Genomic DNA, 25,796 nt, shown 5'->3' on the forward strand with positions numbered 1-25,796 from the left:
ACCGTCATCGCCCGGCTTGTCCGGGCGACCCAGTATCCCAGAGCTTTCGTTGCTGGAGATTGACGCTCTACGATACTGGGCCACCGGCTTTCGCGGGTGGTGACGGCTGAGAGCGAGGCGACGCCGCGGCCGAACTCGGCCGTCCGCCTACCGATGCCCGAAAATCGCCGAGCCGACCCGGACGTGGGTGGCGCCGAATTCGATGGCGGTGGCGAAATCGGCGCTCATGCCCATCGACAGCTGGGTGAGATTGTTGCGCTTGGCGATCTTGGCCGTCACGGCGAAATGCGGGGCCGGCGCTTCGTCGACCGGCGGGATGCACATCAGGCCGCTGATCGTCAGCCCCCAGCGCTCGCGGCAGGCGGCGATGAAGCCGTCGGCCTCCTGCGGCGCCACCCCGGCCTTCTGCGGCTCCTCGCCGGTATTGACCTGGACGAACAGCTCGACCGCGCGCCCGCTCGCCGGCAGCGCCTTGCCGAGCGCCTCGGCAAGGCTCGGCCGGTCAACCGAATGGATTGCGTCGAACAGCGCGACCGCTTCCTTGACCTTGTTGGACTGCAGCGGCCCGATCAAATGCAGCTGGGTGCCGGGATGCTCGGCGAGCAGCGGCGGCCATTTGGCCTTGGCCTCCTGCACGCGATTCTCGCCGAACACGCGCTGGCCCGCCGCCAGCACCGGCGCGATGGCATCCGCCTCAAAAGTCTTCGACACCGCGATCAGCGTCACCGACGACCGCTCACGCCGCGCCTCGCGGCAGGCCCGGGCGATCTCCTGCTCGACCGCCGCCAGCCCTTCCGCCTGCATTGCACTCGTCATGTCGCAGAGCCCGGTATCAACTTGGAGACAAAGCCGAAAAGGTAATAGGGGACGGCGAACCGGGGCGTCGATACCAACAAACGCGTGTGCCTTCGCTCAAATTGTACCGAGTTGAAGAAAGGGTTCTTGAACCCTTGCTCCTAGGTTGCTTACGGGGTTTCAGGGGGCAACGATGTCACGCATCGCCATCATTCGCAAGAAAGCGAAGCTGAGAGGGCTGCTCGGGATTCGCGCCAGGCTGGTGATCCTGGGGTTGATCCTGGTATGCCCGCTGATGGTCGATCGGGTTCGCCTGCTCGAGCACACCCGCGCCAGTCAGCTCGCCGCCGTCACCAACAATGTCGCGACGCTGGCGCAACGCGCCGCGGACGCGCAGCGCGAAGTCATTTCCTCGGTCGAAGCGGTGCTGAAGTCCGCCGCCTACATCCACGCCAGCGCGTCGCAGATCGGGCGCAGCTGCAGCATCCTGCGCGCCAGCCTGCGGGTCGATCTGCCGTCGGTGCGGATGCTGTCGGTCGCGGACAAGAACGGCCTGGTGTATTGCTCGACCGCGTCGGCTTTCGTCGGCGCCCAGGTCAGCGACCGCGCATATTTTCGACGGGCGCTGGAGATACACGATTTCGTCGTGAGCGATTTCCTGGTCGGCACGCAGAGCGGCAAGGGCACGATCCTTGCGGCGTATCCGGTGTCGGCAATCGACTTCAGCGAAGAGGCGGTGCTGATCGCCGGCATCAACCTCGACTGGCTGTCGGACATCATGAGCAACCTGGCCGGCCATGCCGGGCTCAGCGTCGTCATGATCGACGGCGAGGGCACCGTGCTGGCCGCCTCGCCGAATCAGCGCCAGCAGATCGGCTTCAAGCTCGATCAGGCGCCGCTGGCGTTTGCGCTCGGAGCCAATCCGCCGGACCGCGAACTGGCCACCACGCATGATGACGACGACCGCCTGCTGACGGTGTCCCGGATTCCAGGCACCAACGCACGGCTGGTGGCGACGCTGGATGAAAGCGTCGTCTCCGCCGCGATCGATCAGGAAATCTTCACCGCCTATCTGCAATTGGGGCTGGTCTGTCTGATGGTCCTGCTCGGCGCGTTGATTGCGGCCGAACGGCTGATCGTGAAGCCGATCTCGATGCTGACCTCGGCGGCGCAGCGGTTTGCCCATGGCGATTGGGCGGCGCGAGCCAATCGCACCAGGCTGCCATCCGAATTCCAGCCGCTGGCGCGCGCCTTCAATGCGATGGCGGCCCAGCTTGGGCAGCGCGAGCGCGAATTGGTGGCGACCAACAACAACCTGTCGAGGATCGCCTCGATGGACCTGCTCAGCGGCCTCGCCAATCGCCGCGGCTTCCAGGCCCGGCTCGATGTCGAGTGGATGCGTGCCGCGCAGCACGGCCGCCCGCTCGCATTGCTGATGCTCGACGTCGACCATTTCAAGATGTTCAACGACAGCTATGGCCATCCGGAGGGCGACGCCTGCCTGTCGCGGGTCGGCGAAGCGCTCGCCGCCGTCGCCGACGACACCGGCGGCTTCGCGGCACGCTATGGCGGCGAGGAATTCTGCCTGCTGTTGCCGGAAGCCGACGCCGCCACCGCCATGGGGGTCGGCGAGATGGTCCGCGCCACCATCGAGCGCCTGGCGCTGCCCCATCGCAGCAGCGTGTTCCAGCGTGTCACCATCAGCGTCGGCGTCGCCGCGGCGGTGCCGGCAGCCGACGCTGCGCCGACCGATCTGGTCGAAGCCGCCGACGCGGCGCTGTACGCGGCCAAGCATCGCGGCCGCAACACCGTGGTCGAGCACGGCTTCGTGCGGACTGCCGATCCGGTCGCGATGGCGTTCGCGAGCTGACCCCGGCGGCGCCGCGCCGGCTGCCGCCCCCCCGGACTGGCGCGCCGTGCCATCCCATTGACCGGGCGCCGGGTTTCGTGGCCTAGTCCGCGCGCCTTGCGCGAATTGTCCCAGAGCCCCGCAGCGGTTTGCGACCTCGTCCGCGCTCCATCCGCAGCGCCCGAACCGGCATCCGATCGACTCCAGCCCGACTGATCTTTCATGAGCAACGAACGTTACAACGCCCGCGAATCCGAACCGAAATGGCAGGCGAAGTGGGACGAGGCGAAGATTTTCGCCACGCAGAACGACGACCCGCGTCCAAAGTATTATGTGCTGGAGATGTTTCCATATCCGTCCGGGCGGATCCATATGGGTCACGTCCGCAACTACACCATGGGCGACGTGGTGGCGCGAACGATGCGGGCGCGCGGTTACAACGTGCTGCATCCGATGGGCTGGGATGCGTTCGGCCTGCCGGCCGAGAACGCGGCGATCGAGCGCAAGGTCGCCCCCAAGGCGTGGACCTACGACAACATCGCGGCGATGAAGAAGCAGCTGCAGACCATGGGGCTGTCGCTCGACTGGGCGCGCGAATTCGCGACCTGCGACCCGCGCTACTACAAGCATCAGCAGAAGATGTTTCTGGATTTCCTGAAGGCGGGTCTCGCCGAACGGGAAACCCGCAAGCTCAATTGGGATCCGGTCGACATGACCGTGCTGGCCAACGAGCAGGTGATCGACGGCCGCGGCTGGCGCTCCGGCGCCGTCGTCGAGCTGCGCGAGATGAACCAGTGGGTGTTCAAAATCACCAAATACGCGCAGGAGCTGCTGGACGCGCTGGACACGCTCGACCGCTGGCCCGACAAGGTGCGGCTGATGCAGCGCAACTGGATCGGCCGCAGCGAGGGGCTTCTGGTCCGCTTCGCGCTTGATCCCAAGACCACGCCGGGCGGCGAGACCGAGCTGAAGATCTTCACGACGCGGCCCGACACGCTGTTCGGCGCCAAGTTCATGGCGATCGCGGCGGATCATCCGCTGGCACAGGCGGCGGCTGCGAAAGACCCGAAGATCGCGGCCTTCGTCGAGGACTGCAAGAAGCGCGGCACCGCGCAGGCCGAGATCGACACCGCCGAGAAGCAGGGCATCGACACCGGCATCCGCGCCGTGCATCCGTTCGATCCGAACTGGCAGATTCCGGTCTATGTGGCGAATTTCGTGCTGATGGAATACGGCACCGGCGCCATCTTCGGCTGCCCGGCGCACGACCAGCGCGACCTCGACTTCGTCAACAAATATCAGCTTGGTAACACCCCGGTGGTCTGCCCCGAGGGCCAGGACCCGGCCAGCTTTGTCATCACCGACGAGGCCTATGACGGCGACGGCCGGATGATCAATTCGCGCTTCCTCGACGGCATGAGCATCGCCGACGCCAAGGAGGAAGTCGCCAGGCGCCTGGAGACGGCGCAGCTCGGCGGTGCGCCGGTCGCCGAGCGTAAGGTCAACTTCCGGCTGCGCGACTGGGGCATCTCGCGCCAGCGCTATTGGGGTTGCCCGATCCCGGTGATCCATTGCGAGGTGTGCGGCGTCGTGCCGGTGCCCGACAAGGATCTGCCGGTCGAGCTGCCGGAGGACGTGTCGTTCGACAAGCCCGGCAACGCGCTCGATCACCATCCGACCTGGAAGCACGTCGCCTGCCCGCAATGCGGCGGCAAGGCGCAGCGCGAAACCGACACCATGGATACGTTCGTCGATTCGTCCTGGTACTTCGCGCGCTTCACCGATCCGTGGAACGAGACCGCGCCGACCACGCGGCCGGTGGTGGATCGCATGCTGCCGGTCGATCAGTATATCGGCGGCGTCGAGCACGCGATTCTGCATCTGCTGTACAGCCGGTTCTTCACCCGGGCCATGAAGGCGACCGGCCACGTCGGGCTCGACGAGCCGTTCCGGGGCATGTTCACGCAAGGCATGGTGGTGCACGAGACTTACCGGACCGCTGACGGCCACTTCGCCTCGCCGGCCGAGATCGCCATCACGGTCGAGGGTGATACGCGCAAGGCGACGCTGCTCGATGGCGGCACGCCGGTCGAGATCGGCCCGATCGAGAAGATGTCGAAGTCGAAGCGCAACACCGTCGATCCCGACGAGATCATCGGCAGCTACGGCGCCGATACCGCGCGCTGGTTCATGCTGTCGGATTCGCCGCCGGACCGCGACGTGATCTGGAGCGAGGAGGGCGTCAAGGGCGCCTCGCGCTTCGTGCAGCGGCTGTGGCGGATGGTCAACGACGCCGCGGAGATCGCCAAAGCGGCCCCGGCGACCAAGCCAGAAAGCTTCGGCGCCGAGGCACTGGCGGTGCGCAAGGCGGCGCATGGCGCTCTCGACAAGGTGTTGTCCGGCATCGAGCGGCTGGCCTTCAACGTCAGCCTCGCCCACATCCGCGAATTCTCCAACGGCCTCGGCGACGTGCTGGCCAAGGCCGGCACGCCGGCGCCGGATCTCGCTTGGGCGATTCGCGAAGCGTCGGTCATTCTGGTGCAGCTGTTCCACCCGATGATGCCGCATCTGGCCGAAGAGTGCTGGACCGTACTGGCCCAGCCGGGTCTGGTGTCCGAGGCCGCCTGGCCACAGATCGAGCGCGATCTGTTGGTCGAGGACAGCATCACGTTGCCGGTGCAGGTCAATGGCAAGAAGCGCGCCGAGGTCACGGTGCCCCGGGCTGCCGCAACCGCCGAAATTGAGGCTGCCGTTTTGGCCCTTGATGCGGTAAGACAGGCCCTGGACGGCAAGCCCGTTCGCAAGGTGATCGTGGTTCCGCAGAGGATCGTGAATGTCGTCGGCTAGGTCTGCTGGAGCGAGAATGGGGATCAGGCTGGCGCTGGTGGCGGTGCTGGCATTGCCGCTCGCGGCCTGTTTCCAGCCGATGTATGCGGACCGCGGCGATGGCTCGCCGACGCTGCGCGACAAGCTCGCCGCCGTGCAGGTGCCGCCGCTCGACGTCCCAAACAGTTCGCGCAACGCCCGAATCGGTGTCGAGATTCGCAACGCGCTGATGTTCAAGATGTACGGCGCCGCCACCGGCGCGCCGCCGCTGTATACGCTGGCGCTGAACATCAACTCGTCGCGGTCGTCACTGATCGTCGATCCCAACACCACGCTGCCGACCATCGAGAACTACGGCATCGACGCCAACTTCCGGCTGATCGAGATCGCCACCGGCAAGGTCGTGCTGACCGGCAACACCTTCTCGCGCGTCGAATACGACGTGCCGGGCCAGACCCAGCGCTTCGCCCGGACCCGCGCCGGCCGCGACGCCGAGGACCGCGCCGCGCAGGAAATCGCCGAAAACATCAACACCCGGCTGGCGTCGTTCTTCTACGCCGGCATGTGAGCCGGCAGCGCCGCTCGCCGATGTGAGACTGCCATGGTCGCGCTGCGCGGCAGAGACGCCACCGCTTTCCTGGCTCGTCCCGATCCGGCCCGGCCGCTGATCCTGCTGTACGGCCCGGATTCCGGGCTGGTGCGCGAACGCGCCGACGCGCTGATCGCCTCGGCGCTCGACGACCCCAAGGACCCGTTCGCCCTGGTGCGGCTGGACGGCGACGAGCTCGCCGCCGAGCCGTCGCGGCTGGTCGACGAGGCGCTGGCGATCCCGATGTTCGGCGGCCGCCGGGCGATTCGCGTCCGCGCCGGGTCGCGCAGTTTCGTCGCCGGCGTCGAAGCGCTGGCGGCCTCGCCGCCGAGGGAATGCCGCGTCGTCATCGAGGCCGGCGACATCAAGCCCGACAACGCGCTGCGCAAGGCTTGCGAGAAGGCGGCGAGCGCGGTGGCGATCGGCTGCTATCCAGATGCCGAGGCCGATCTCGCCAAGCTGATCGACGACGAGCTGCGGGCCGCCAATCTGCAGATCGGCCGCGACGCCCGCGCGGTGCTGATGACGCTGCTCGGCGGCGACCGCCAGGCGTCGCGCAACGAGGTCCGCAAGCTCACGCTCTATGCCCACGGCCGCGGCGAGATCACGCTCGACGACGTCATGGCCTGCGTCTCCGACGCCTCCGATCTCAAGCTCGACGTCATCGTCGACGCGGCATTTTCGGGCAAGCCGCAGCTGGTCGAAACCGAGTTCGCCAAGGCGATGGTGGCCGGCACCTATCCGGGCCAGATCATCCTGGCGGCGCAGCGCCATGCCGCCTTCCTGCACAAGACCAGCCTGACGGTCGAATCCGGCACGCCGGCCGCCACCGCGCTCGACAGCGGCTTCCCGCGGCTGCATTTCTCCCGCAAGGCCGCGTCCGAAGCCGCGCTGCGCAATCTGTCGCCGGCGCGTCTGGCGCAGATCATCGAGCAACTCGCGGTCGCATCGCTCGACACCCGCCGCCAAGCCGGCCTCGGCGCCGCCATCGCCCAGCGCACCCTGCTGTCGATCGCGGTGAGCGCGCGGCGGCGGAGTTAAACTAGATCGATGATTGATCGAAGCGACGACGCCTCCTCAACTGCGGAGCCGTCATCCTGAGGTGCGCGCGTAGCGCGCCTCGAAGGATGCGGCCAAGGTGTTCGCGGCTCATCCTTCGAGGCCGCCAGCGCCGCGCACAGCGCGGCACAGCGGGCACCTCAGGATGACGGCGGTGGGTCTATCAAATGCAGAACAGCTCCGACGCCTGCAAACAGGCTATAAGCGTCGCATGATCCGCCCGCTGCTCACGGTCTCGGCTGGTACGCTGTCGTCTCGCCTGCTCGGCTTCGTGCGCGACGCGCTGATCGCGGCGCTGCTCGGCGCCGGGGCGGTGGCGGATGCGTTTTTGCTGGCGTTCCAGCTCGTCAACGTGACACGGCGGCTGCTGACCGAAGGCGCGCTGAATGCCGCGCTGGTGCCGGCTTGGCTGCGGGTGCGCGAGCACAACGGGCCGGCGGCCGCGGCGGCGTTCGCCGGGCGGCTGCTCGGCACGATGGCGCTGGCGACGCTGGTGCTGGCGCTGCTGGTCGGGGTGTTCATGCCGCTGTTGATTGCGCTGCTGGCGCCCGGCTTCGTCGGGCATCCGATGCTCGGCATGGCGGTGCGCGATGCGCGGCTGATGCTGCCGTATCTGGCGTTCGCCGGCCCGGTCGCGGTGATGATGGGGCTGTTCAACGCGCAGGGCAAAGTCGGGCTGACAGCATTCTCGCCGCTGCTGTTCAACGCCGCGCTGATCGTCGTGACCGCGGTGCTGCTGTTCGCCAGCGACGACGACGTCGTGGCGGCGTGGCTGCTGTCCGCCACCGTCGGCATTGCCGGGCTGCTGCAACTGTCGATCCTGGCGTTCAACGGACTCGGCGAGAAGCTGGCGGTGCCGCTGCGGGTGTCGTTCGACACCGCGATGCGGGCGTTCTTCGCCAAGGCGATCCCCGGCATGATCGCGGGTTCGGGGCCGCAGCTGCTGATCGTGATTGGCCCCATCGTGGCGTCGTCGACCCCCTCCGCGGTGTCGTGGCTGTACTTCGCCAACCGGCTGATCGAGCTGCCGCTCGGCATCGTCGGGGTGGCGATGGGCGCGGTGCTAGTGCCGGAACTGGCCCGCGCGGTGCGCGGCGGTGACCACGCCGCGCAAACGGAAGCCACGTCGCGCGGGCTCGAACTGGCGCTCGGCGTGGCGCTGCCGGCGACGCTCGGGCTGATCGTGCTGCGCGAGCCGATCGTCCGGCTGCTGTTCCAGCACGGCGCGTTTGGCGCCGAGGACACCGCCGCGACCGCGCTGGCGCTCGGCCTGCTGGCGCTCGGCCTTCCCGCGCAGGTGCTGGCCAAGACCTGGTCGGCGGCGTTCTACGCCCGCGAGGACACGCGCACGCCACTGATCGCGACCTTGATCGCACTCGGCGTCGCGCTGGCCGCGGCACTGCTGCTGGGGCGGCTGTTCGGCGCCGCCGGCGTCGCGGCGGCGATCGTGCTCGGCGGCTGGAGCAACGCCGCGGTGCTGCTGCGGCAGGGGCTGCGCCGCTTCGGCGTCAGCATCGATGCCGCTGCGCGCCGCCGCGTCGTACTGATCATGGTGGCCGCAGGCGCGATGGGCGCGTTGCTGATGCTCAAAGCCAGCTTCGCGCTGCCATGGGCGACGCCCGCCGGCACGCTGGCTCAGGCGGCCGCACTCGGCGTGCTGATCGGCGGCGGCCTGATCGTCTATGGCGGCCTGCTGGTGCTGTTCGGGGTGGTGCGTCCGGCCGCGCTGGGAACGGCGCTGCGGTCGCCGCGCGGCTTGCGCGGCTAGCCGGCGCGTGCCAATGGACGGCGCGCCGCGCCGGTCCGACCTGGCGCGCGCCGACCGATCACGCGCAGGAACTGACCATGACCACACAACGGGTATTTTCCGGCATCCAGCCCACCGGAAATCTGCATCTCGGCAACTATCTTGGCGCGATCGTCAACTTCGTGAAGATGCAGGAGACGCATAATTGCGTGTACTGCGTGGTCGATCTGCACGCCATCACGGTGCCGGTGACGGTATGGGGCGGACCGGACGAGCTGCGCAAGAACATCCGCGAGGTCACGGCCGCCTTTATCGCGGCGGGCATCGATCCGAAGAAGCAGATCATCTTCAACCAGAGCCAGGTTGCGGAACATTCCGAACTGGCCTGGGTGCTGAACTGCATCGCGCGGCTCGGCTGGCTCAATCGCATGACCCAGTTCAAGGAGAAGGCCGGCAAGGATCGCGAGAACGTCTCGGTCGGGCTCTACGACTATCCGGTGCTGATGGCGGCCGACATTCTGGTGTATCGCGCCACCCACGTGCCGGTCGGCGAAGACCAGAAGCAGCACGTCGAGCTGACCCGCGACATCGCCCAGAAGTTCAATAACGACTTCTCGGCCTCGATCGCCGCGCAGGGTTTCGGCGACGCGTACTTCCCGCTGCCCGAGCCAGTGATCACCGGCCCGGCGACGCGGGTGATGAGCCTGCGCGACGGCACCAAGAAGATGTCGAAGTCCGATCCGTCGGACTACTCGCGCATCAACCTCACCGACGATGCCGAGGCCATCGCGCAGAAGATCCGCAAGGCCAAGACCGATCCGGAGCCGCTGCCTACCGAAGAGAAGGGCCTGGAGCCGCGGCCCGAAGCCGACAACCTGGTCGGCATCTACGCGGCGCTGTCGGGCAAGCCGAAGGCGGCGGTGCTCGGCGAATTCGGCGGCGCGCAGTTCTCGGCGTTCAAGTCGAACCTGGTCGATCTCGCAGTCGAGAAGCTGTCGCCGATCGCCGGCGAGATGAAGCGGCTGTCGGCCGACCACGCTTATGTCGACAGCGTCCTCGCCGACGGCAGCGACCGCGCCCGCGCGATCGCGGCCGAGACCATGGTGGCGGTGAAGGACATCATGGGCATGGTGCGCAAGAAGGGCTGAGGCGCCTCCCGCAAGGTCCGTCAGGGCCGGGCTCGACCCGGCCATCCATCCTCTTCGCAACGACTCTTCCAAGATGGATGCGCGGGCCTTCGCCGCGCCGGAGGCGTTCGGCCCCGCAGGCGGGTCAAGCCCGCGCATGACGACTGTGCTTGGGGCGACACCTTGTCCTTCCCGCTGCCGCCATGTCAGCATCGCCCGGTAGCGCGGGCGCGCGCTTGGAACTTCGGGAACACCAATGACCAGCCAGCGACGCAGCTACGAATCGGGCCACCAGCCGAAATCCTTGGTGATCGTCGACGACACCGCCGAGTGGGATCGCGCCGTGTACTACGCCAGCCGCTGGTCGGCGCGGGTCGGCGGCGGGGTGGTGATGCTGCGGGTGATCGAGATCCCCGACCAGAATCAGCAATGGCTGGGCGTCGCCGACGTCATGCGGGCCGAAGCGATCGAGATCGCCGAACAGGCGCTGGACCGCGCCTCCGGCCGCGCCAACGGCGTCTCCGGCATCACCCCGGAGCGGGTCATCCGCGAGGGCGATACCATCGCCCAAGCCCGCGCCGTGATCGAGGAGGACGCCGACATCACCAGGCTGATCCTGGCGGCCAGCGACGGCCCCGAGGGCCCGGGGCCGATCGTCACCGCGATGGTCCGGCATCTCGGCAGCTTTCCGGTTCCGGTGGTGATGGTCGCGTCCAGCCTCAGCGATGATGACATCGACGCGCTGGCCTGAAAACTTCAATCGTTTCAGTCGCCCATCCGACCTCCGGAGCAGCCCTCGGGTTGAACCGTGCGTTGCCGGTGGCTATCTGCTAGGGATAAGAGCGCCCTCGACGCAAGGTCGAGCCTTTGGCGCGGCCACCATTCCCACGCGCCGGCCTTGAACCGGCGACGACGGAGAGTTGCATGTTCATCCAGACCGAACCGACACCCAATCCCGCCACCCTCAAGTTCATTCCCGGCCGCACCGTGCTCGACAGCGGCACCATGGAATTCACCGATCGCAGCCAGGCAGCGCGCTCGCCGCTGGCGGAGCGGCTGTTCGGCGTCGAGGGCGTCAGCGGCGTGTTCTACGGCTCGGACTTCGTCACCGTCACCAAGGACGGCGGCGACTGGCAGCATCTCAAGCCGGCGATCCTCGGCGCCATCATGGAGCACTACATGTCGGGCGCGCCGATCCTGGCCGATGGCCAGTCGGATGGGGACGGCGAGGACGACGAGTTCTATGGCGAGGGCGACGCTGAGACGGTCGAGATCATCAAGGATCTGATCGAGACCCGCGTCCGCCCCGCGGTCGCCAATGATGGCGGCGACATCACCTTCCGCGGCTTCAAGGACGGCATCGTCTATCTGGCCATGAAGGGCGCCTGCTCGGGCTGCCCGTCCTCCACAGCCACGCTGCAGCACGGCATCCAAAATCTGTTGAAGCACTTCGTCCCCGAAGTGACCGAGGTCCGCCCGGTCAACTGAGAGTTCGACCCAGAACTCGGCCGAGTTCACAGCCACTTTCTAATGCTCGATCTGCTAACAAGCTTCGTCATGGCCGGGACAAGCCCGGCCATGACGCGTGGCGACGGAATTGCCCCCAATCCAAAGGGCGCATTCGGCCAGGCTCTGAGGAGCCGGTTTCCGCGGCGCGACTATGGTGCGTTGCGCCACGCTGGGCCTCCGCCGAACTGTCAGCAATTCTTTGTCGATCGTGTCCGGCAGGCACATGACGCGCCCGTCGCATTGCTGATATGTTCACCGCATGTTGATCCTCGCCATCGATACGGCGCTCGAAGCCTGCTCGGCCGCAGTGCTCGACACCGACGCCAACCGGCTGCTCGCCTCGGAGTCCGAGCCGATGCAGCGCGGCCATGCCGAAGCGCTGGTGCCGATGCTGGCGCGCGTGATGCAGGCGTCAGGTCTCGGCTTCGCCGAACTCGACCGCATCGCCGTCACCACCGGGCCTGGTAGTTTCACTGGGCTGCGCGTCGGCCTGTCGGCGGCGCGGGGCATTGCGCTGGCGGCCGACAAGCCTGTGGTCGGACTGACGACGCTGTCCGCCTATGCGGCGCCGCTGGTGAGCGAACGCGACGACACGCCGATTTTGTCGGCGATCGATGCACGGCATGATCACGTCTACTACCAACTCGTCAGCGGCAACGGCACGCGGCTGGTGCGGCCGCGTGTCGGGCCGATTGCAGAGGCGCTGGAAGCCGCGCGGCAGGGGCCGCCGCGCCTCGTCGGCAATGCGGCGGCGCTGCTCGCCGCACGCTGGCCGGCGCTGACGCCGCCGGCGCCGCTGATCGATCAGCAGCCCGCGCCGGACATCTTCTGGATCGCCTGGCTCGGTGCGGCAGCGAACCCGGAGGTCGCGCCGGCGCGGCCGTTCTATCTGCGCGCGCCCGATGCCAAGCCGCAAGCCGACGCGCTGGCCCGCGCCGCGCAGCCGGCGGCCTGATCCGAAATACACCCGACGCTGCCGGCGTCGAGTGATCGAGCTGCCCGCAACGATCTGCTGATGATGACTTGGTGATGATGACTTGCTGATGATGACTTGGCTCGCCGAAATCTGGGGCTATGCGGACGCGGTGGTCGAGCCTGCCTCGCTGCGGGACGCCGCCAAGTTGGCGCAGCTGCATGGCGCCTCGTTTCACAGCGGCTGGAGCGAGGAGGAATTCGCCGATCTTTTGAGCCAGCGCAACACCTTGATCCATCGCTTGCGTATGGGTCGGAAGATCATCGGTTTCATCGCGTCGCGATTCGGCGCCGACGAAGCCGAGATCCTGTCGGTCGCAGTGGCGTCGAGTTACCGCGGGCGAGGGTTGTCGCGAGAGTTGTTACTGACGCATCTGGGCCACCTTGCCGGCCGCGGTGTCGCCAAAGTCTTCCTCGAAGTCGAGGAGAACAATCAGCCGGCGCGCCGCTTGTACCAGCGTGCCGGGTTCACGATCGTCGGCCGCCGCGAGCGCTACTACCGACAGCCCGATGGCGACCAATTGAACGCATTGATGATGCGTCGCGACTTGTCCTAGTTTCCGCGCGATGGCACAAGGCTCATCGCTGAACCCATTCAAACACTGCGTTGACGCCGATGTCCGATGTGAAGGCCACTGAAATCGAAGCCCGCTGCGCTGCCACCGGTATGCGCATGACGGAACAGCGTCGCGTGATCGCGCGGGTGCTCGCCGAGTCGGTCGATCATCCCGACGTCGAGGAGCTGTACACCCGCTGCGTCGCGGTCGACGACAAGATCTCGATCTCGACGGTGTACCGCACCGTCAAGCTGTTCGAGGACGCCGGCATCATCGAGCGGCACGATTTCCGCGAAGGCCGCGCCCGCTACGAGCAGATGCGCGACAGCCATCACGATCACCTGATCAACCTGCGCGACGGCAAGGTGATCGAGTTCACCAACGAGGAGATCGAGAAGCTGCAGGCCGAGATCGCCCGCAAGCTCGGCTACAAGCTGGTCGACCACCGCCTCGAACTGTACTGCGTGCCGCTCGACGAAGATAAAGGCTGAGCGGGCAGCCTCGCTTAGCAGCTTCGTCGGCGCTTGATTTTGGCCGCGCACTCATCCACTTCGTCATGGCCGGGCTTGTCCCGGCCATCCACGCCTTTTCAGCGTCTCAGTCAGCAAGGCGTGGATGCCCGGGACGAGCCCGGGCATGACGTGGGGAGAGTTGGTGCCTGATGTTTTTCGTCCTCCCTGCAGCCCGGTTCTGATGAGGTTGACCTCTTTCGAACCGCGATCATCGCGAGCCGTCAGAGCTGCCTCCGCATGAGCTGCGATCTCGTGATCTTCGACTGCGACGGGGTGCTGGTCGACAGCGAGGTGATTTCCTGCCGGGTGCATGCCGAGACGCTGACGCGGCACGGCTATCCGATCACCACCGAACAGGTCGCCGAGCGTTTCCTCGGCCGCTCCGGCCGCGAGGCGCGGCGCGAAATCGAGGCCGAGCTTGGCCGCGCCTTCGACGATGCGCTTGAAGAACAACTGGTCGCCGACGTGCTGCGCAGCTTCGCCGAGGAGCTGACGCCGATCCCGTTTGTCGACCAGGCGCTGGACACGATCACGCAGCCGGTCTGCGTTGCCTCCAGCGGCACGCTGAAGCGCATCGCGTTCGCGCTCGCGCGCACCGGTCTCACGGCGCGGTTCGGGCCGCATACGTTCTCCGCCGAGCAGGTCAACAACGGCAAGCCGGCGCCCGATCTGTTTCTCTACGCGGCGAAGCAAATGGGGGTCGCGCCGCAGCGATGCGTCGTGATCGAGGACAGCGTGCCGGGCATCCTGGGGGCGCGGGCCGCCGGGATGCGGGCGCTCGGCTTCGTCGGCGGCAGCCATTTCGTGCCCGGCATGGCCGAGCGGCTATCCGCCGCCGGGGCTTCGGCGACCTTCGCCGACATGCGCCAACTGCCTGAGTTCATTTGAGGAAACCGCCACGGGATGAGCCGCTCAGCTGGGCCTGACTGGATTTCGCCCGGTTTGCCCTGTATGGCAGGGCTCCTTTCCCTCGGAAACCTCGGTTGTCATGGCCCCGCCGCGCAAGCTGCACATCAAGTCCTATGGCTGTCAGATGAACGTCTACGATGCCCAGCGCATGGTCGACGTGCTGACGCCGCAGGGCTTTGTCGAGACCGCCAGCGTGGACGACGCCGATCTGGTGATCCTCAACACCTGCCACATCCGCGAAAAAGCGTCCGAGAAGGTCTATTCCGAGCTCGGCCGGCTGCGGCTGGCGCGCGACGAGGCGGCGCAGAGTGGCCGCAGGATGCAGATCGCGGTGGCGGGCTGCGTCGCGCAGGCCGAGGGCGAGGAGATCGTCCGCCGTGCGCCGGTGGTCGACGTCGTGGTCGGGCCGCAGAGCTATCACCATTTGCCCGAACTTTTGGCCCGCGCCGACGCGCAGGGCCGGGCGCTGGAGACGGAGTTTCCAGTCGAGGACAAGTTCGGCTTCCTGCCGCAGCCGCGGCCTGAGACGATCCGCGCCCGCGGCATCTCCGCCTTCGTCACCGTGCAGGAAGGCTGCGACAAGTTCTGCGCCTTCTGCGTGGTGCCGTATACGCGTGGCGCCGAAGTGTCGCGGCCGGTCGCGGCGATCATCGCCGATGTCGAGCGGCTCGCCGACAACGGGGTGCGCGAAATCACCCTGATCGGCCAGAACGTCAACGCCTATCACGGCGACGGTCCGGACGGCCGCGCCTGGACGCTCGGTCGGCTGCTGCAGCGGCTCGCCGCGGTGCCGGGCATCGTCCGGCTGCGCTATTCCACCAGCCATCCCAACGACGTCGACGACGATCTGATCGCCGCGCACCGCGATCTGCCGGCGTTGATGCCGTTCGTGCATCTGCCGGTGCAGTCCGGCTCCGACCGCATCCTGGCGGCGATGAACCGCAAGCATTCAGCGGCGGATTATCGCCGGGTCATCGACAGGTTCCGGGCGGTGCAGCCGCAGATCGCGTTCTCGTCGGACTTCATCGTCGGGTTCCCGGGCGAGACAGATGTGGATTTCGCCGCCACTCTCGCGCTGGTCACACAAATCGGCTACGCTGGCGCCTACTCGTTCAAATACTCGCCGCGGCCCGGCACGCCCGCGGCGGAGATGCCGGAAATGGTGCCTGCAGCGGTGATGGACGAACGCTTGGAGCGGCTCCAGCAATTGATCGACGCTCAGCAATCGGCCTTCAACAAGGCGGCGATCGGCCGGACCGTGGACGTGCTGTTCGAGCGTGCCGGCCGCAAGCCGGGCCAGCTCGTCGGCCGCACCGCCTATCTGCAGCCGGCTCATGTCTTTCCCGGTCCCGGCATGTCCCCCGACGCGCTCGTCGGGCAGGTGCTGCCGGTCCGGATCGACAGTCTCGAGCGCTACAGCCTGCTCGGCGAACTGGCGGCCACGCCGCCGCAGCATGCGCGTCCTCTGGCCGCCACTGGAGCCTGAGCCCCTTGGCAAAAAGCGTATCGGATTCGTCCTCGCTGATTTCCCGCCGCAAGCTCGATCGCGAACCTTTGTCCCAGCCCGAGACCCAAGTGGTCGTCGCCTTTGACGACAATCGCGCCGCCTCCGCGCTGGTCGGCCCCTACGGCCAGAACCTCGCGCGGATCGAGCGCAGGCTCGCCGTCGAGGTGGATTCGCGCGGCAACCACATCACCATCTCGGGCTCGCGCGAAGGCTGCGACTCCGCCCGGCGGGTGCTGGAAGCGCTGTACGCCCAGGCGATGTCGGGCGGCGATCTCAGCCAGGGCGATGTCGACGGTGCGATCCGCGCGGTGATCGCACAGGGCTCGCTGTTCGAGTTCGACGCCAAGCCGGCGTCGGGCGCGTTCGAGGCCGTCAATCTGCGCAAGCGGCTGGTGCGGGCGCGGACCGCCGCGCAGGATTCCTACATCCGCGCGCTGAAGCGCCACGAGCTGGTGTTCGGCATCGGCCCGGCCGGCACCGGCAAGACCTGGCTGGCGGTGGCGCACGCCGCGCAGCTGTTCGAGCGCAAGGAGGTCGACAAGATCATCCTGACGCGCCCCGCGGTCGAAGCCGGCGAGCGGCTCGGCTTCCTGCCGGGTGATCTGCGCGAGAAGGTCGATCCTTACTTGAGGCCGATCTACGACGCGCTCTACGACCTGATGGATGCGCGGATCGTCGAGCGCGCGATGCAGTCGGGCGAGATCGAGATCGCGCCGCTGGCGTTCATGCGCGGCCGCACGCTGACCAACGCGGCGATCATTCTGGACGAGGCGCAGAACACTACCTCGATGCAGATGAAGATGTTTCTGACCCGTCTCGGCGAGAATTCGCGAATGATCGTCACCGGCGATCCGAGCCAGGTCGATCTGCCCAACGGCGCGACATCGGGTCTGTCGGAAGCGGTGCGGCTGTTGTCCGGCGTCGAAGGCATCGCCCAGGTCAATTTCACCGCCGAGGACGTCATCCGGCACGAATTGGTGGCGCGAATCGTCGCCGCCTATGAGGGGGCTCCGCCGAAGGCCGGCGGCGCGAAGTGATGCCACATCCCACCGCGGGCCGTGCCGATTGCATCGGGACGGCTCCGAGCGATATTTTGACGACGATGAGTAGTTCAAGCAACCCCGCGACCGAAGTGGTGATCGCCGCCGCGTGCTGGCAGACCGAACCTTCTGCCGAAGCGATCGTGCTGCGCGCGATCGAAGCTGCCGCCGAGGCCGTCGACAGCGACACCGGCGGCGCCGAGCTCGCCGTGATGCTGACCGACGACGACGGCATCCAGACGCTCAACGCCTCCTATCGCGGCTTCGACAAGCCCACCAATGTGCTGTCGTTTCCGGCGCCGGAGGCGGACTATCAGGATGACGACGGCGCGCCGCGGCTGCTCGGCGATATCGCGATCGCGTACCAGACCGTGCGGCGCGAAGCCGATCAGGACGGCAAGCCGTTCGAGCATCATCTCAGCCATCTGGCGGTGCACGGCTTCCTGCATCTGATCGGCTACGATCACGAGACCGACGCCGAGGCCGAGACGATGGAGGGCGCCGAGCGCAGCATCCTGGCCGGGCTCGGCATTCCGGATCCCTATGCCGATCAGGATCGGGTGAGCTGACATGCCGGACGGCGACAGTACGCGTAGTCTCGCGCAGGCATCGGAGCACGATCCCGGATCCGGGCAGCAGCTGCCCGCAGTGGTGCACCAGGGCGAAGTCCTGCGGCCGACCGGCGCTGCCTGGCTGGTTCGCGCCATCCGCTCGCTGTTCGGCTGGAAGCCGGGCTCGGTACGCGACGATCTGCAGGTCGTGCTCGATACCAGCCCGCCCGACGACACCGGCTTCTCGACGCTCGAGCGCACCATGTTGCGCAACATTCTCGGGCTGCACGAGCGCCGCATCGCCGACGTCATGGTCCACCGCGCCGACATCGTCGCCATCAAGCAGGACATCCCGCTCGGCGAACTGATGAGCCTGTTTCAGGGCGCCGCGCATTCGCGCCTGGTCGTCTACAACGAGACGCTCGACGATCCGGTCGGCCTCGTGCACATCCGCGACCTCGTCGCGTTCATGACGGCGAACGCCAAGGTCAAGCCGGAGGCGGTAGCCAAGCGCAAGAAGCCGCTGCCGGCCGGGCTCGATCTCAAGCTGATCGATTTGAAGATGCCGCTGACCGAAACCGGCATCATCCGCAAGCTGCTATATGTGCCGCCGTCGATGCGGGCGATCGATCTGTTGGCGCAGATGCAGGCGGCGCGCACCCATCTGGCCTTGGTGGTCGACGAATATGGCGGCACCGACGGGCTGGTGTCGATCGAGGATATCGTCGAACTGATCGTCGGCGAGATCGACGACGAGCACGACAGCGCGGTGCCGCCGTCGATCGTCAAACAGGCCGACGGCTCGTTCATCGCCGACGCCCGCACCAGCCTCGAAGACGCCCGCGCGATGATCGGCGACGGCTTCGTGCCCGGGGAGGCCGGCGAGGATGTCGAGACGCTCGGCGGCTATCTGGTCAATCACGTCGGCCGGCTGCCGGTGCGCGGCGAAGTGATCTCGGGGCCGGGACCTTACGAGATCGAAGTGCTCGATGCCGATCCGCGCCGCGTCAAGCGGCTGCGCATCGGAATCCGCAAGGAGCGTCCGGCGCCGCGCCCGCGCGAGACCCGGCGCCGCGAGCCGGCCGCCGACGCCGCTACCCAACCGCCTGCCGAGACGAACAATCCCAATCCTCCGCCGCCCAGCGAGTGAGCGAGCACATCCCGACATGCCAAAGCTGCTGAGCCGCGCTGCTTCCAGCGTCATTCTCGCGTGGGGCTGGAAGCGCGCCGCGATCGCGCTGCTGGCCGGCGCGCTGTCGTCGCTGGCAATGGCGCCGTTCAACGCCTGGCCGATCCTGTTCGTCACCTTCCCGGTGGCGGTGTGGCTGATCGACGGCGCTGCCGCCGGCAAACGGCGCGGCGTTCCGGCGGCGGCGGTCGCCGGCTGGTGGTTCGGCTTCGGTTACTTCGTCCCGGGGCTGTACTGGATCGGTTACGCGTTCCTGGTCGACGCCGACACCTTCGCCTGGCTGCTGCCTTTCGCGATCTGCGGCCTGCCGGCCTATCTGGCGCTGTTCACCGCGCTCGGCTTTGCGCTGGCGCGTCTGCTATGGGTGCGCGGCGCCTGGCGGGTGGTCGCGCTGGCTGGCTCGCTGACCATCGCCGAATGGCTGCGCGGCCACATCCTCACCGGCTTCCCATGGAACGCGTTCGGCTACGCGCTCACCGAGCCGTTGGCGCTGGCGCAGAGCCTGTCGCTGATCGGCATCTGGGGCCTGACCTTCGTGGCGGTGGCGGTGTTCGCCAGCCCGGTGGCGCTGTTCGACGATACGGCCGATACCAAGCGGCGCTGGCTGGCGCCGGTAGCAGCGCTCAGCGTGCTCATCGTCATGGCGGTATTTGGCTCGGTGCGGCTGCAGAGCCATCCCACCCAGCTGGTCGACGGCGTGCGGCTCCGGATCATGCAGCCCAATCTGCAGCAGGACCAGCGCTTCAATTACGCGGCCAAAGCCGACGTGATGCTGAAATACCTCAGCCTGTCGGATCGCGCGACCGGACCGAATGCCACAGGCGTGCGCGACGCCACGCTGCTGATCTGGCCGGAATCGGCGTTCCCATTCTTCCTGGCGCGCGAGCCCGACGCGCTGGCGCAAATCGCCGAACTGTTGCCCAAGGGCACCATCCTGCTGACCGGGGCAGTTCGGCCGCCCGAGATGCCGCCCGGACGCCGCATTACCAGAGCGTACAATTCGATCTACGCGATCGATCACGACGGCTCATTGCTGTCCGTCTACGACAAGTTGCATCTGGTGCCATTCGGGGAATTTTTGCCGTACCAGAATTGGATGGAGAAGATCGGCTTCGTGCAGCTCACCAAGGTGCAGGGCGGCTTCCTCACCGGCACGGCGCGCCACAACATGGAGTTGCCGAACGCGCCGCCGCTACTGCCGCTGATTTGTTACGAGGCGATATTTCCCGATGAAATCGACATTCGCGGACGGCGTCCGGGCTGGATGTTGAATCTCACCAACGACGGTTGGTTCGGCGATTCGACCGGTCCCTATCAGCACCTGCAGCAGGCGCGGATGCGCTCCGTCGAGCAAGGCTTGCCGATGGTGCGTGCAGCAAACACGGGGGTTTCTGCGGTCATCGATCCGGTCGGGCGCGTCGTCGCACAGCTCGGGCTCGGTGTCGAAGGTGTTCTCGACTCGGCACTCCCCGCAGCTATCTCGCCGACCATCTACGCTCGCGTCGGAGAGCTTCCTGCGGCTGTGTTGGTTGCGTTGTCGATGATGCTTGTACTTCTGCGAAGGCGTTTCGCAGCCCGGTGATAGTACGTAAAGCTGCGGCGCAACCGGAGATTAGGCTGGAGAAAATACGCACGTCTATTATTGCGTTTCTGTATCGTTGTTCATTAACGTCGGCTTTTTAAGACATTTGACGTCTCCAATATTTCAGGCGTATTCCAATCCGCATCGCCTTCTATTGCGCATGCACGTGTCCTGAGGAGTAAGTGAGATGTCGACCAAAGCGCCCAATCCTGTTGACAAGTATGTCGGCAGCCGTGTGCGCATGCGGCGCATCATGCTCGGAATGAGCCAAGAAAAGCTCGGCGAAGCATTGGGCCTGACTTTCCAGCAAGTTCAGAAATACGAGAAGGGCACCAACCGCGTCGGTGCCAGCCGCATCCAGCAGATCTCCGAAGTTCTGCAAGTGCCAGTGTCGTTTCTGTTTGAAGGCGGCCCCAGTGGTGGGCTGGCCAACGGCACAGGTTTCAGCGAAGCGCCGTCTCCTTCGTATGTTTCGGACTTTCTCGCAACGTCCGAAGGCCTGGCGTTGACCCGCGCTTTTACCAAGATCACCGATGCCAAGCTCCGGCGCAGCATCGTCGATCTTGTCGAGCAGATCGCCGCACGTGAGCCGAACGAAACACGCTGAATTCGCCGATGAGTCCACGCCGCGGCCCGCGCCCTGATTAGTCAGAGCGCGGGCCGCGGCGTTTCGGGACAGTTTGAACTATTTCAAAACAGAACTATTCCGGGCAAACGGTGGCGCAGAACGTGGTAATGGTCACTATTGATCAATGCGTTCAGAATCATCGCCGCGATTTTGCGTATCAAGACGGATAAACAGACGTTCATCGACATGAATGATCCCGCTCATCACCACGGCTCGTTCTTCGGGCGACGCAAGGGCCACAAGCTGCGGGCCCACCAGGCCGATCTGGTCGACGCTCTGCTGCCGCAACTGGCGCTGAACATCGACCAGCCGGCGCCGGTCTCGCTCACCGGACTGTTCGATCCGCCCACAACCGCGGTGCGGCTTGAGATCGGCTTCGGCGGCGGCGAGCATCTCATCGCCGAAGCGTTGGCTCACCCGGACGTCGGCTTTATCGGGGCCGAACCCTACGTCAACGGGATGGCCAAGATTCTGGCCCGCATCGAAGATCAGAATATTCGCAATATCAGATTGTTTGCCGGCGACGCCGCGGAGCTGATGGAGTGGGTGCCGGCCGGATCATTGGCGCGGATCGACCTGATCCATCCCGATCCCTGGCCGAAGCGTCGGCACTGGAAGCGTCGTTTCGTGCAAGATGCGATGGTGACAGCGATGGCACGGGCGCTGGTGGCGGGCGGCGAATTCCGCTTCGTCAGCGATATCGACAGCTACAATGCCTGGACGCTGGCACATCTGCTGCGGTCGCCGGTGTTCGACTGGATGGCGGAGCGCGCCGATGACTGGCGCCAGCCCTGGCCGGCCTACACCATGACCCGCTACGGCCGCAAAGCAGAACGCGAGGGCCGCCGCGCTGCGTATTTCCGCTTCCGCCGGCTCGCCGCCTGAGCGGCTGCCGGCGCCACGGCGCTACGCCATGGTCTGCCGCAGCCGCCAGAACGCAACGATGCGCTGCGCGGTCGAGGGCGCGAGCCGTTCGAAATTGTGCAGGGCCTCTTCGACATCCGGTGACGCCGGCATCCGGTCGGGGCCGAGCCGCAGCCCGATCAGCGCCCTTACGGTGCTCCAGCCGAAGCCGATCGCCTTGCTGAGCATCAGCATCGGGTCATGGCTGTCACCGGCCATCAGCGGGTCGAGCGTCGCGATCCGCACGCCGGACATCGCCGACAGCGCCGCCACGGTTTCCTCGTAGCGGAAGGCCCGTGCGAACTCCAGCACGGTGGTCTCGGTCAGCCCATCGCGGTGATGCAGATCCACGATGGCCCGCTGCGCTGCCGTGAAATCACGCGTCACCGTACAGACCTGCGGCGCGCCGGCCAATTCGTGCATTAGGCGGTTGATGGCAATGCGGTTGCTCGGCGGCGCGGTCTCGATCAGCTGCCGCCGCGCCGTATCGCTGGCCACGGTCAGCAGATCCTTCAGGCGCTCCGACGACAGATCGGCGCGCCCGCCGATCGCCGAGACCAGCGCCACGTCCTGCGCGGCGCGGCGAACCAGGCCGCTGAAGCCGGACTGCGAGAATTGCGCGCCGGCATTCACTGCGATGCTGCGCAGGACGTCGCGGTCACCGCGTCGAACGATGACGTCGCTGACCGGCGGCGGCACGATGGGCCGCTCCGAGATCGCCATCAGGTGGGTCTGGCCGCGCGTGCCGGCGAGCTCGACCAGCGTCTCGCCGTCGATCTGGTTCGATCGTCGCAGCAGCGGTCCGGCGATGCCGATATCCTCGTCCTGCGCCAACTGCGCGATCAGCTGCGGCGGCGCATTGCCGAGCGAACAAAACCGCCGCGCCAGCTCGCTGCGCATCTCGACGTCGATGTCCGGCACCAGGCGCAGCAGCACGCTGTCGAACACCTTGACGTGTTCGGAGCTGAACTGCGCCGCGCCCTGCACGAACAGGTCGGCAATTCGGCGCACCGCGTCGGCGCGGCGCTCGAGGCTGCCGCTGCTGACCACGTCATCGAGCTCGGGTTGAAGGGGAGTTGCCGGGGACATCCTGTTTCTCGGCGAGGCCGCATTCGGCGGGTAGGCCGGAACTTAGGCGGGCGGCATGAACGAAGGGTTAGGGCAAGGGGCCCTTTTGCGACCGGCTCCCATGACGAAATCGCGGCCGCATCGGCCGCATCGGCCGAATGCGCGCAAGCTGGAACCGGCGCGGACAGGAGCACGTCAGCGCCTCGTCCGCAGCCCTTGCCGCTTCGGCAAAAAACCGCTATATCAGCGCCACTCAGAAATTCTCATACGACCACGTATCGAGAGTGGGCCCCGCGGGACCCGCTCTTTTTTATTACCTGGTCGCATGACCAGGCTGGCCGCTGGATGCCGGCCGCCGCCTTGACCCTGAACATGACGAGCCGACCATAACCGATCGCCAACGCTCACTCGATCCGACCATGACCGATCCGACCTCAGCCGCTGAAGCCCCCGATTTGCTGGACGAGCCGCGCCTGGTGGTCGAGCCCGGCGTCGCCGCGCGCTTTGGGGCGGTCGCGGAGCCGGTCTTGCTGGCGATGGGCTATCGGCTGGTGCGCATCAAGGTGTCGGGGGAGTCCGGCTGCACTGTGCAGATCATGGCCGAGCGGCCCGACGGCACGATGCTGATCGACGATTGCGAGGCGGTGTCGAAGGCGCTGTCGCCGGTGCTCGACGTCACCGACCCGATCGATCGCGCTTACCGGCTCGAGATTTCATCGCCCGGCATCGACCGTCCGCTGGTGCGACGCTCGGATTTCGCCCGCTACAGTGGCCATCTGGTCAAGATCGAGATGGCGGTGCCGCATCAGAACCGCAAACGTTTCCGCGGCCTGCTCGACGGCGTCGAAGGCGACGCGGTGCGGGTGCTGCGCGAGGGCGTGAAGGACGAAGAGCCGCTGGTGCTGTTGCCGATGCACGACATCAGCGACGCGCGGCTGGTGCTGACCGACGAGCTGGTCGCGGAGTCGATGCGCCGCGGCAAGCAGGCCGAGCGCGACCTCAAGCGGAGCCTCGGGCTCGCGCCGCCGCCGCCGCCGCATGCCAAGCGCAGCGATCCGAAGAAATCCAACGCGCCGAAGCCGAAGCTCAAGCCGGTGAAGCCGGCCGCCAAGCCGAAGCCGGCCAATACCAAAGCTCACCGTCTCGCCGCCGACAGGTCGCGGCGTGGCGATACCGACCTGTCCGAGGGAGATTGACCCATGGCCGTCAGCGCCAACAAGCTGGAACTGCTGCAGATCGCCGACGCGGTGGCACGTGAGAAATCGATCGACCGCGGCATCGTGATCGCCGCGATGGAAGACGCGATCGCCAAGGCGGCGCGCGCCCGCTACGGCTCGGAGACTGATGTTCACGCCGAGATCGACGCCAAGAAGGGCGAGCTGCGGCTCTCCCGTCACATGCTGGTGGTCGACACCGTCGAAAATCCCGCTAACCAGATTTCGCTGAAGGCCGCGCAGCGCGCCAATCCGGGCGCGCAGATCGGCGACACCATCGCCGACACGCTGCCGCCGCTGGAATACGGCCGCATCGCCGCGCAGTCGGCCAAGCAGGTGATCGTGCAGAAGGTGCGCGAGGCCGAGCGCGACCGGCAGTACTCCGAGTTCAAGGATCGCATCGGCGAAATCGTCAACGGCGTCGTCAAGCGCGTCGAATACGGCAGCGTGATCGTCGATCTCGGCCGCGGCGAAGCGATCGTGCGGCGCGACGAAATGCTGCCGCGCGAATCCTTCCGCAACGGCGACCGTGTCCGCGCCTACATCTTCGACGTCCGCCGCGAAACCCGCGGCCCGCAGATATTCCTGTCGCGCACCCATCCGCAGTTCATGGCGAAGCTGTTCGCCCAGGAAGTGCCGGAAATCTACGACGGCATCGTCGAGATCAAGGCGGTGGCGCGCGATCCGGGCTCGCGCGCCAAGATCGGCGTGGTGTCGCGCGACTCGTCGGTCGATCCGGTCGGCGCCTGCGTCGGCATGCGCGGTTCGCGCGTGCAGGCGGTGGTGAACGAACTGCAGGGCGAGAAGATCGACATCATCCCGTGGTCGCCGGACATTGCCACCTTCGTGGTCAACGCGCTGGCGCCGGCCGAAGTCTCGAAGGTGGTGATCGACGAAGATCGCGAGCGCATCGAGGTTGTGGTTCCGGACACCAATAACCAACTATCGCTTGCGATCGGCCGCCGCGGCCAGAACGTGCGTCTGGCCTCGCAGCTCACCGGCTGGGACATCGACATCCTCACCGAGACCGAGGAATCCGAACGCCGCCAGGCCGATTTCGAAAATTCGACCCGGGTGTTCATGGAAGCGCTCAACGTCGACGAGGTTGTCGGTCAGCTGCTCGCTTCGGAGGGATTCACCTCGGTCGAGGAATTGGCGATGGTGGACAGCCGCGAGCTGGCGTCGATCGAAGGCTTCGACGAGGAAACCGCCGAGGAATTGCAGACCCGGGCCCGCGAATATCTCGACCGCGTCGAATCCGAGATGGAAGCGCGCCGGCTCGAACTCGGCGTCGAGGACGCGCTGAAGGACGTGCCGGGTATGACCTCGAAGATCCTGGTCAAGCTCGGCGAAGGCGACGTCAAGACGGTCGAGGATCTGGCCGGTTGCGCCACCGACGATCTGGTCGGTTGGACCGAACGCAAGGAAGGCGCCGAGCCGGTGAAGTACGCCGGCATTCTCGACGGCGTCGAGATCTCGCGGGAGGACGCCGAACAGCTGATCATGCAGGCCCGCGTCAAAGCCGGCTGGATCACCGAGGAAGAACTCGCCAAGACCATGGGCGAGACCGCAGAAGTTGCGGAGACCGAGGCCGAGGCGGAGTGATCCGCCATGCCGCGCGATCCGAACCGGCGCATTGATCGATGCGTCTAGAGACATGAAG

At 66.6% G+C, this 25,796-nt stretch carries 23 protein-coding genes; 21 read left to right on the forward strand and 2 right to left on the reverse strand.

Going from position 1 to position 25,796, the window contains the following annotated elements:
* Window positions 1-147: 147 nt before the first annotated feature.
* Window positions 148-816, reverse strand: coding sequence for a YggS family pyridoxal phosphate-dependent enzyme (locus D4Q52_RS07380; protein WP_119855908.1), 669 nt, complete (start codon window positions 814-816; stop codon window positions 148-150).
* A 172-nt stretch (window positions 817-988) separates the two neighbouring features.
* Between D4Q52_RS07380 and D4Q52_RS07385 the strand changes: the two genes are divergently transcribed.
* From D4Q52_RS07385 to trmB, 19 genes are all read left to right on the forward strand, one after another.
* Entirely contained in the window at window positions 989-2,665 is a 1,677-nt protein-coding gene (locus D4Q52_RS07385) for a diguanylate cyclase domain-containing protein (RefSeq protein WP_119855909.1), read from the forward strand.
* A gap of 201 nt (window positions 2,666-2,866) precedes the next feature.
* On the forward strand, window positions 2,867-5,491 hold the full coding sequence (leuS, locus tag D4Q52_RS07390; RefSeq protein WP_119855910.1) for a leucine--tRNA ligase: 2,625 nt from the start codon (window positions 2,867-2,869) through the stop codon (window positions 5,489-5,491).
* Window positions 5,478-6,038 carry an LPS assembly lipoprotein LptE gene (gene lptE / locus D4Q52_RS07395; RefSeq protein WP_119855911.1) on the forward strand — a complete coding sequence of 187 codons (561 nt, stop codon included), beginning with the start codon at window positions 5,478-5,480 and terminating at the stop codon, window positions 6,036-6,038. The genes leuS and lptE overlap by 14 nt, the downstream gene beginning before the upstream one ends.
* A gap of 33 nt (window positions 6,039-6,071) precedes the next feature.
* A complete protein-coding gene (gene holA / locus D4Q52_RS07400; protein WP_119855912.1) occupies window positions 6,072-7,100 on the forward strand; it encodes a DNA polymerase III subunit delta in 1,029 nt (342 codons plus the stop codon).
* Between the two features lie 229 nt (window positions 7,101-7,329).
* A complete protein-coding gene (gene murJ, locus D4Q52_RS07405) occupies window positions 7,330-8,886 on the forward strand; it encodes a murein biosynthesis integral membrane protein MurJ (RefSeq protein ID WP_119855913.1) in 1,557 nt (518 codons plus the stop codon).
* A 77-nt stretch (window positions 8,887-8,963) separates the two neighbouring features.
* On the forward strand, window positions 8,964-10,013 hold the full coding sequence (gene trpS / locus D4Q52_RS07410; RefSeq protein ID WP_119855914.1) for a tryptophan--tRNA ligase: 1,050 nt from the start codon (window positions 8,964-8,966) through the stop codon (window positions 10,011-10,013).
* 235 nt (window positions 10,014-10,248) lie between these two features.
* Window positions 10,249-10,743: a universal stress protein gene (locus D4Q52_RS07415; protein ID WP_119855915.1), complete on the forward strand. Its 495-nt coding sequence runs from the start codon at window positions 10,249-10,251 to the stop codon at window positions 10,741-10,743.
* Window positions 10,744-10,916: 173 nt separating this feature from the next.
* Window positions 10,917-11,480: a NifU family protein gene (locus D4Q52_RS07420; protein ID WP_119855916.1), complete on the forward strand. Its 564-nt coding sequence runs from the start codon at window positions 10,917-10,919 to the stop codon at window positions 11,478-11,480.
* Between the two features lie 280 nt (window positions 11,481-11,760).
* The gene (tsaB, locus tag D4Q52_RS07425) at window positions 11,761-12,456 is read left to right on the forward strand and encodes a tRNA (adenosine(37)-N6)-threonylcarbamoyltransferase complex dimerization subunit type 1 TsaB (protein ID WP_119855917.1); all 696 of its coding nucleotides are present in this window, start codon (window positions 11,761-11,763) and stop codon (window positions 12,454-12,456) included.
* A gap of 88 nt (window positions 12,457-12,544) precedes the next feature.
* Entirely contained in the window at window positions 12,545-13,030 is a 486-nt protein-coding gene (gene rimI, locus D4Q52_RS07430; protein ID WP_119856046.1) for a ribosomal protein S18-alanine N-acetyltransferase, read from the forward strand.
* Between the two features lie 59 nt (window positions 13,031-13,089).
* Window positions 13,090-13,521 carry a Fur family transcriptional regulator gene (locus tag D4Q52_RS07435; RefSeq protein ID WP_119855918.1) on the forward strand — a complete coding sequence of 144 codons (432 nt, stop codon included), beginning with the start codon at window positions 13,090-13,092 and terminating at the stop codon, window positions 13,519-13,521.
* A gap of 258 nt (window positions 13,522-13,779) precedes the next feature.
* Window positions 13,780-14,430, forward strand: a complete 651-nt coding sequence (locus tag D4Q52_RS07440) for an HAD family hydrolase (RefSeq protein WP_119855919.1) — start codon at window positions 13,780-13,782, stop codon at window positions 14,428-14,430.
* 100 nt (window positions 14,431-14,530) lie between these two features.
* Window positions 14,531-15,937 carry a tRNA (N6-isopentenyl adenosine(37)-C2)-methylthiotransferase MiaB gene (gene miaB / locus D4Q52_RS07445; protein WP_119855920.1) on the forward strand — a complete coding sequence of 469 codons (1,407 nt, stop codon included), beginning with the start codon at window positions 14,531-14,533 and terminating at the stop codon, window positions 15,935-15,937.
* A gap of 5 nt (window positions 15,938-15,942) precedes the next feature.
* Entirely contained in the window at window positions 15,943-16,995 is a 1,053-nt protein-coding gene (locus tag D4Q52_RS07450; protein WP_119855921.1) for a PhoH family protein, read from the forward strand.
* A 65-nt stretch (window positions 16,996-17,060) separates the two neighbouring features.
* Window positions 17,061-17,567 (forward strand): rRNA maturation RNase YbeY, encoded by a 507-nt coding sequence (gene ybeY, locus D4Q52_RS07455; RefSeq protein ID WP_182915263.1) that lies wholly within the window; start codon window positions 17,061-17,063, stop codon window positions 17,565-17,567.
* A 1-nt stretch (window position 17,568) separates the two neighbouring features.
* Window positions 17,569-18,699: a hemolysin family protein gene (locus D4Q52_RS07460; RefSeq protein ID WP_119855923.1), complete on the forward strand. Its 1,131-nt coding sequence runs from the start codon at window positions 17,569-17,571 to the stop codon at window positions 18,697-18,699.
* A gap of 16 nt (window positions 18,700-18,715) precedes the next feature.
* Entirely contained in the window at window positions 18,716-20,320 is a 1,605-nt protein-coding gene (gene lnt, locus D4Q52_RS07465; RefSeq protein ID WP_119855924.1) for an apolipoprotein N-acyltransferase, read from the forward strand.
* 187 nt (window positions 20,321-20,507) lie between these two features.
* A complete protein-coding gene (locus D4Q52_RS07470; protein WP_119855925.1) occupies window positions 20,508-20,927 on the forward strand; it encodes a helix-turn-helix domain-containing protein in 420 nt (139 codons plus the stop codon).
* 207 nt (window positions 20,928-21,134) lie between these two features.
* Entirely contained in the window at window positions 21,135-21,833 is a 699-nt protein-coding gene (gene trmB, locus D4Q52_RS07475; RefSeq protein WP_119856047.1) for a tRNA (guanosine(46)-N7)-methyltransferase TrmB, read from the forward strand.
* A gap of 21 nt (window positions 21,834-21,854) precedes the next feature.
* On the opposite strand, the gene D4Q52_RS07480 is transcribed toward trmB, so the two are convergent.
* Entirely contained in the window at window positions 21,855-22,940 is a 1,086-nt protein-coding gene (locus tag D4Q52_RS07480) for a DUF2336 domain-containing protein (RefSeq protein ID WP_119855926.1), read from the reverse strand.
* A gap of 398 nt (window positions 22,941-23,338) precedes the next feature.
* On the opposite strand from D4Q52_RS07480, the gene rimP reads away from it, so the two are divergent.
* Both rimP and nusA read left to right on the forward strand, forming a co-directional pair.
* Complete coding sequence (rimP, locus tag D4Q52_RS07485) at window positions 23,339-24,115, forward strand: ribosome maturation factor RimP (protein ID WP_119855927.1); 777 nt, start codon at window positions 23,339-23,341, stop codon at window positions 24,113-24,115.
* A 3-nt stretch (window positions 24,116-24,118) separates the two neighbouring features.
* Window positions 24,119-25,738, forward strand: a complete 1,620-nt coding sequence (gene nusA, locus D4Q52_RS07490; protein ID WP_119855928.1) for a transcription termination factor NusA — start codon at window positions 24,119-24,121, stop codon at window positions 25,736-25,738.
* Window positions 25,739-25,796 lie beyond the last annotated feature (58 nt).

This window comes from Rhodopseudomonas palustris (assembly GCF_003591005.1).
In the GTDB taxonomy this organism is placed as follows: Bacteria; Pseudomonadota; Alphaproteobacteria; order Rhizobiales; family Xanthobacteraceae; genus Rhodopseudomonas; species Rhodopseudomonas palustris_K.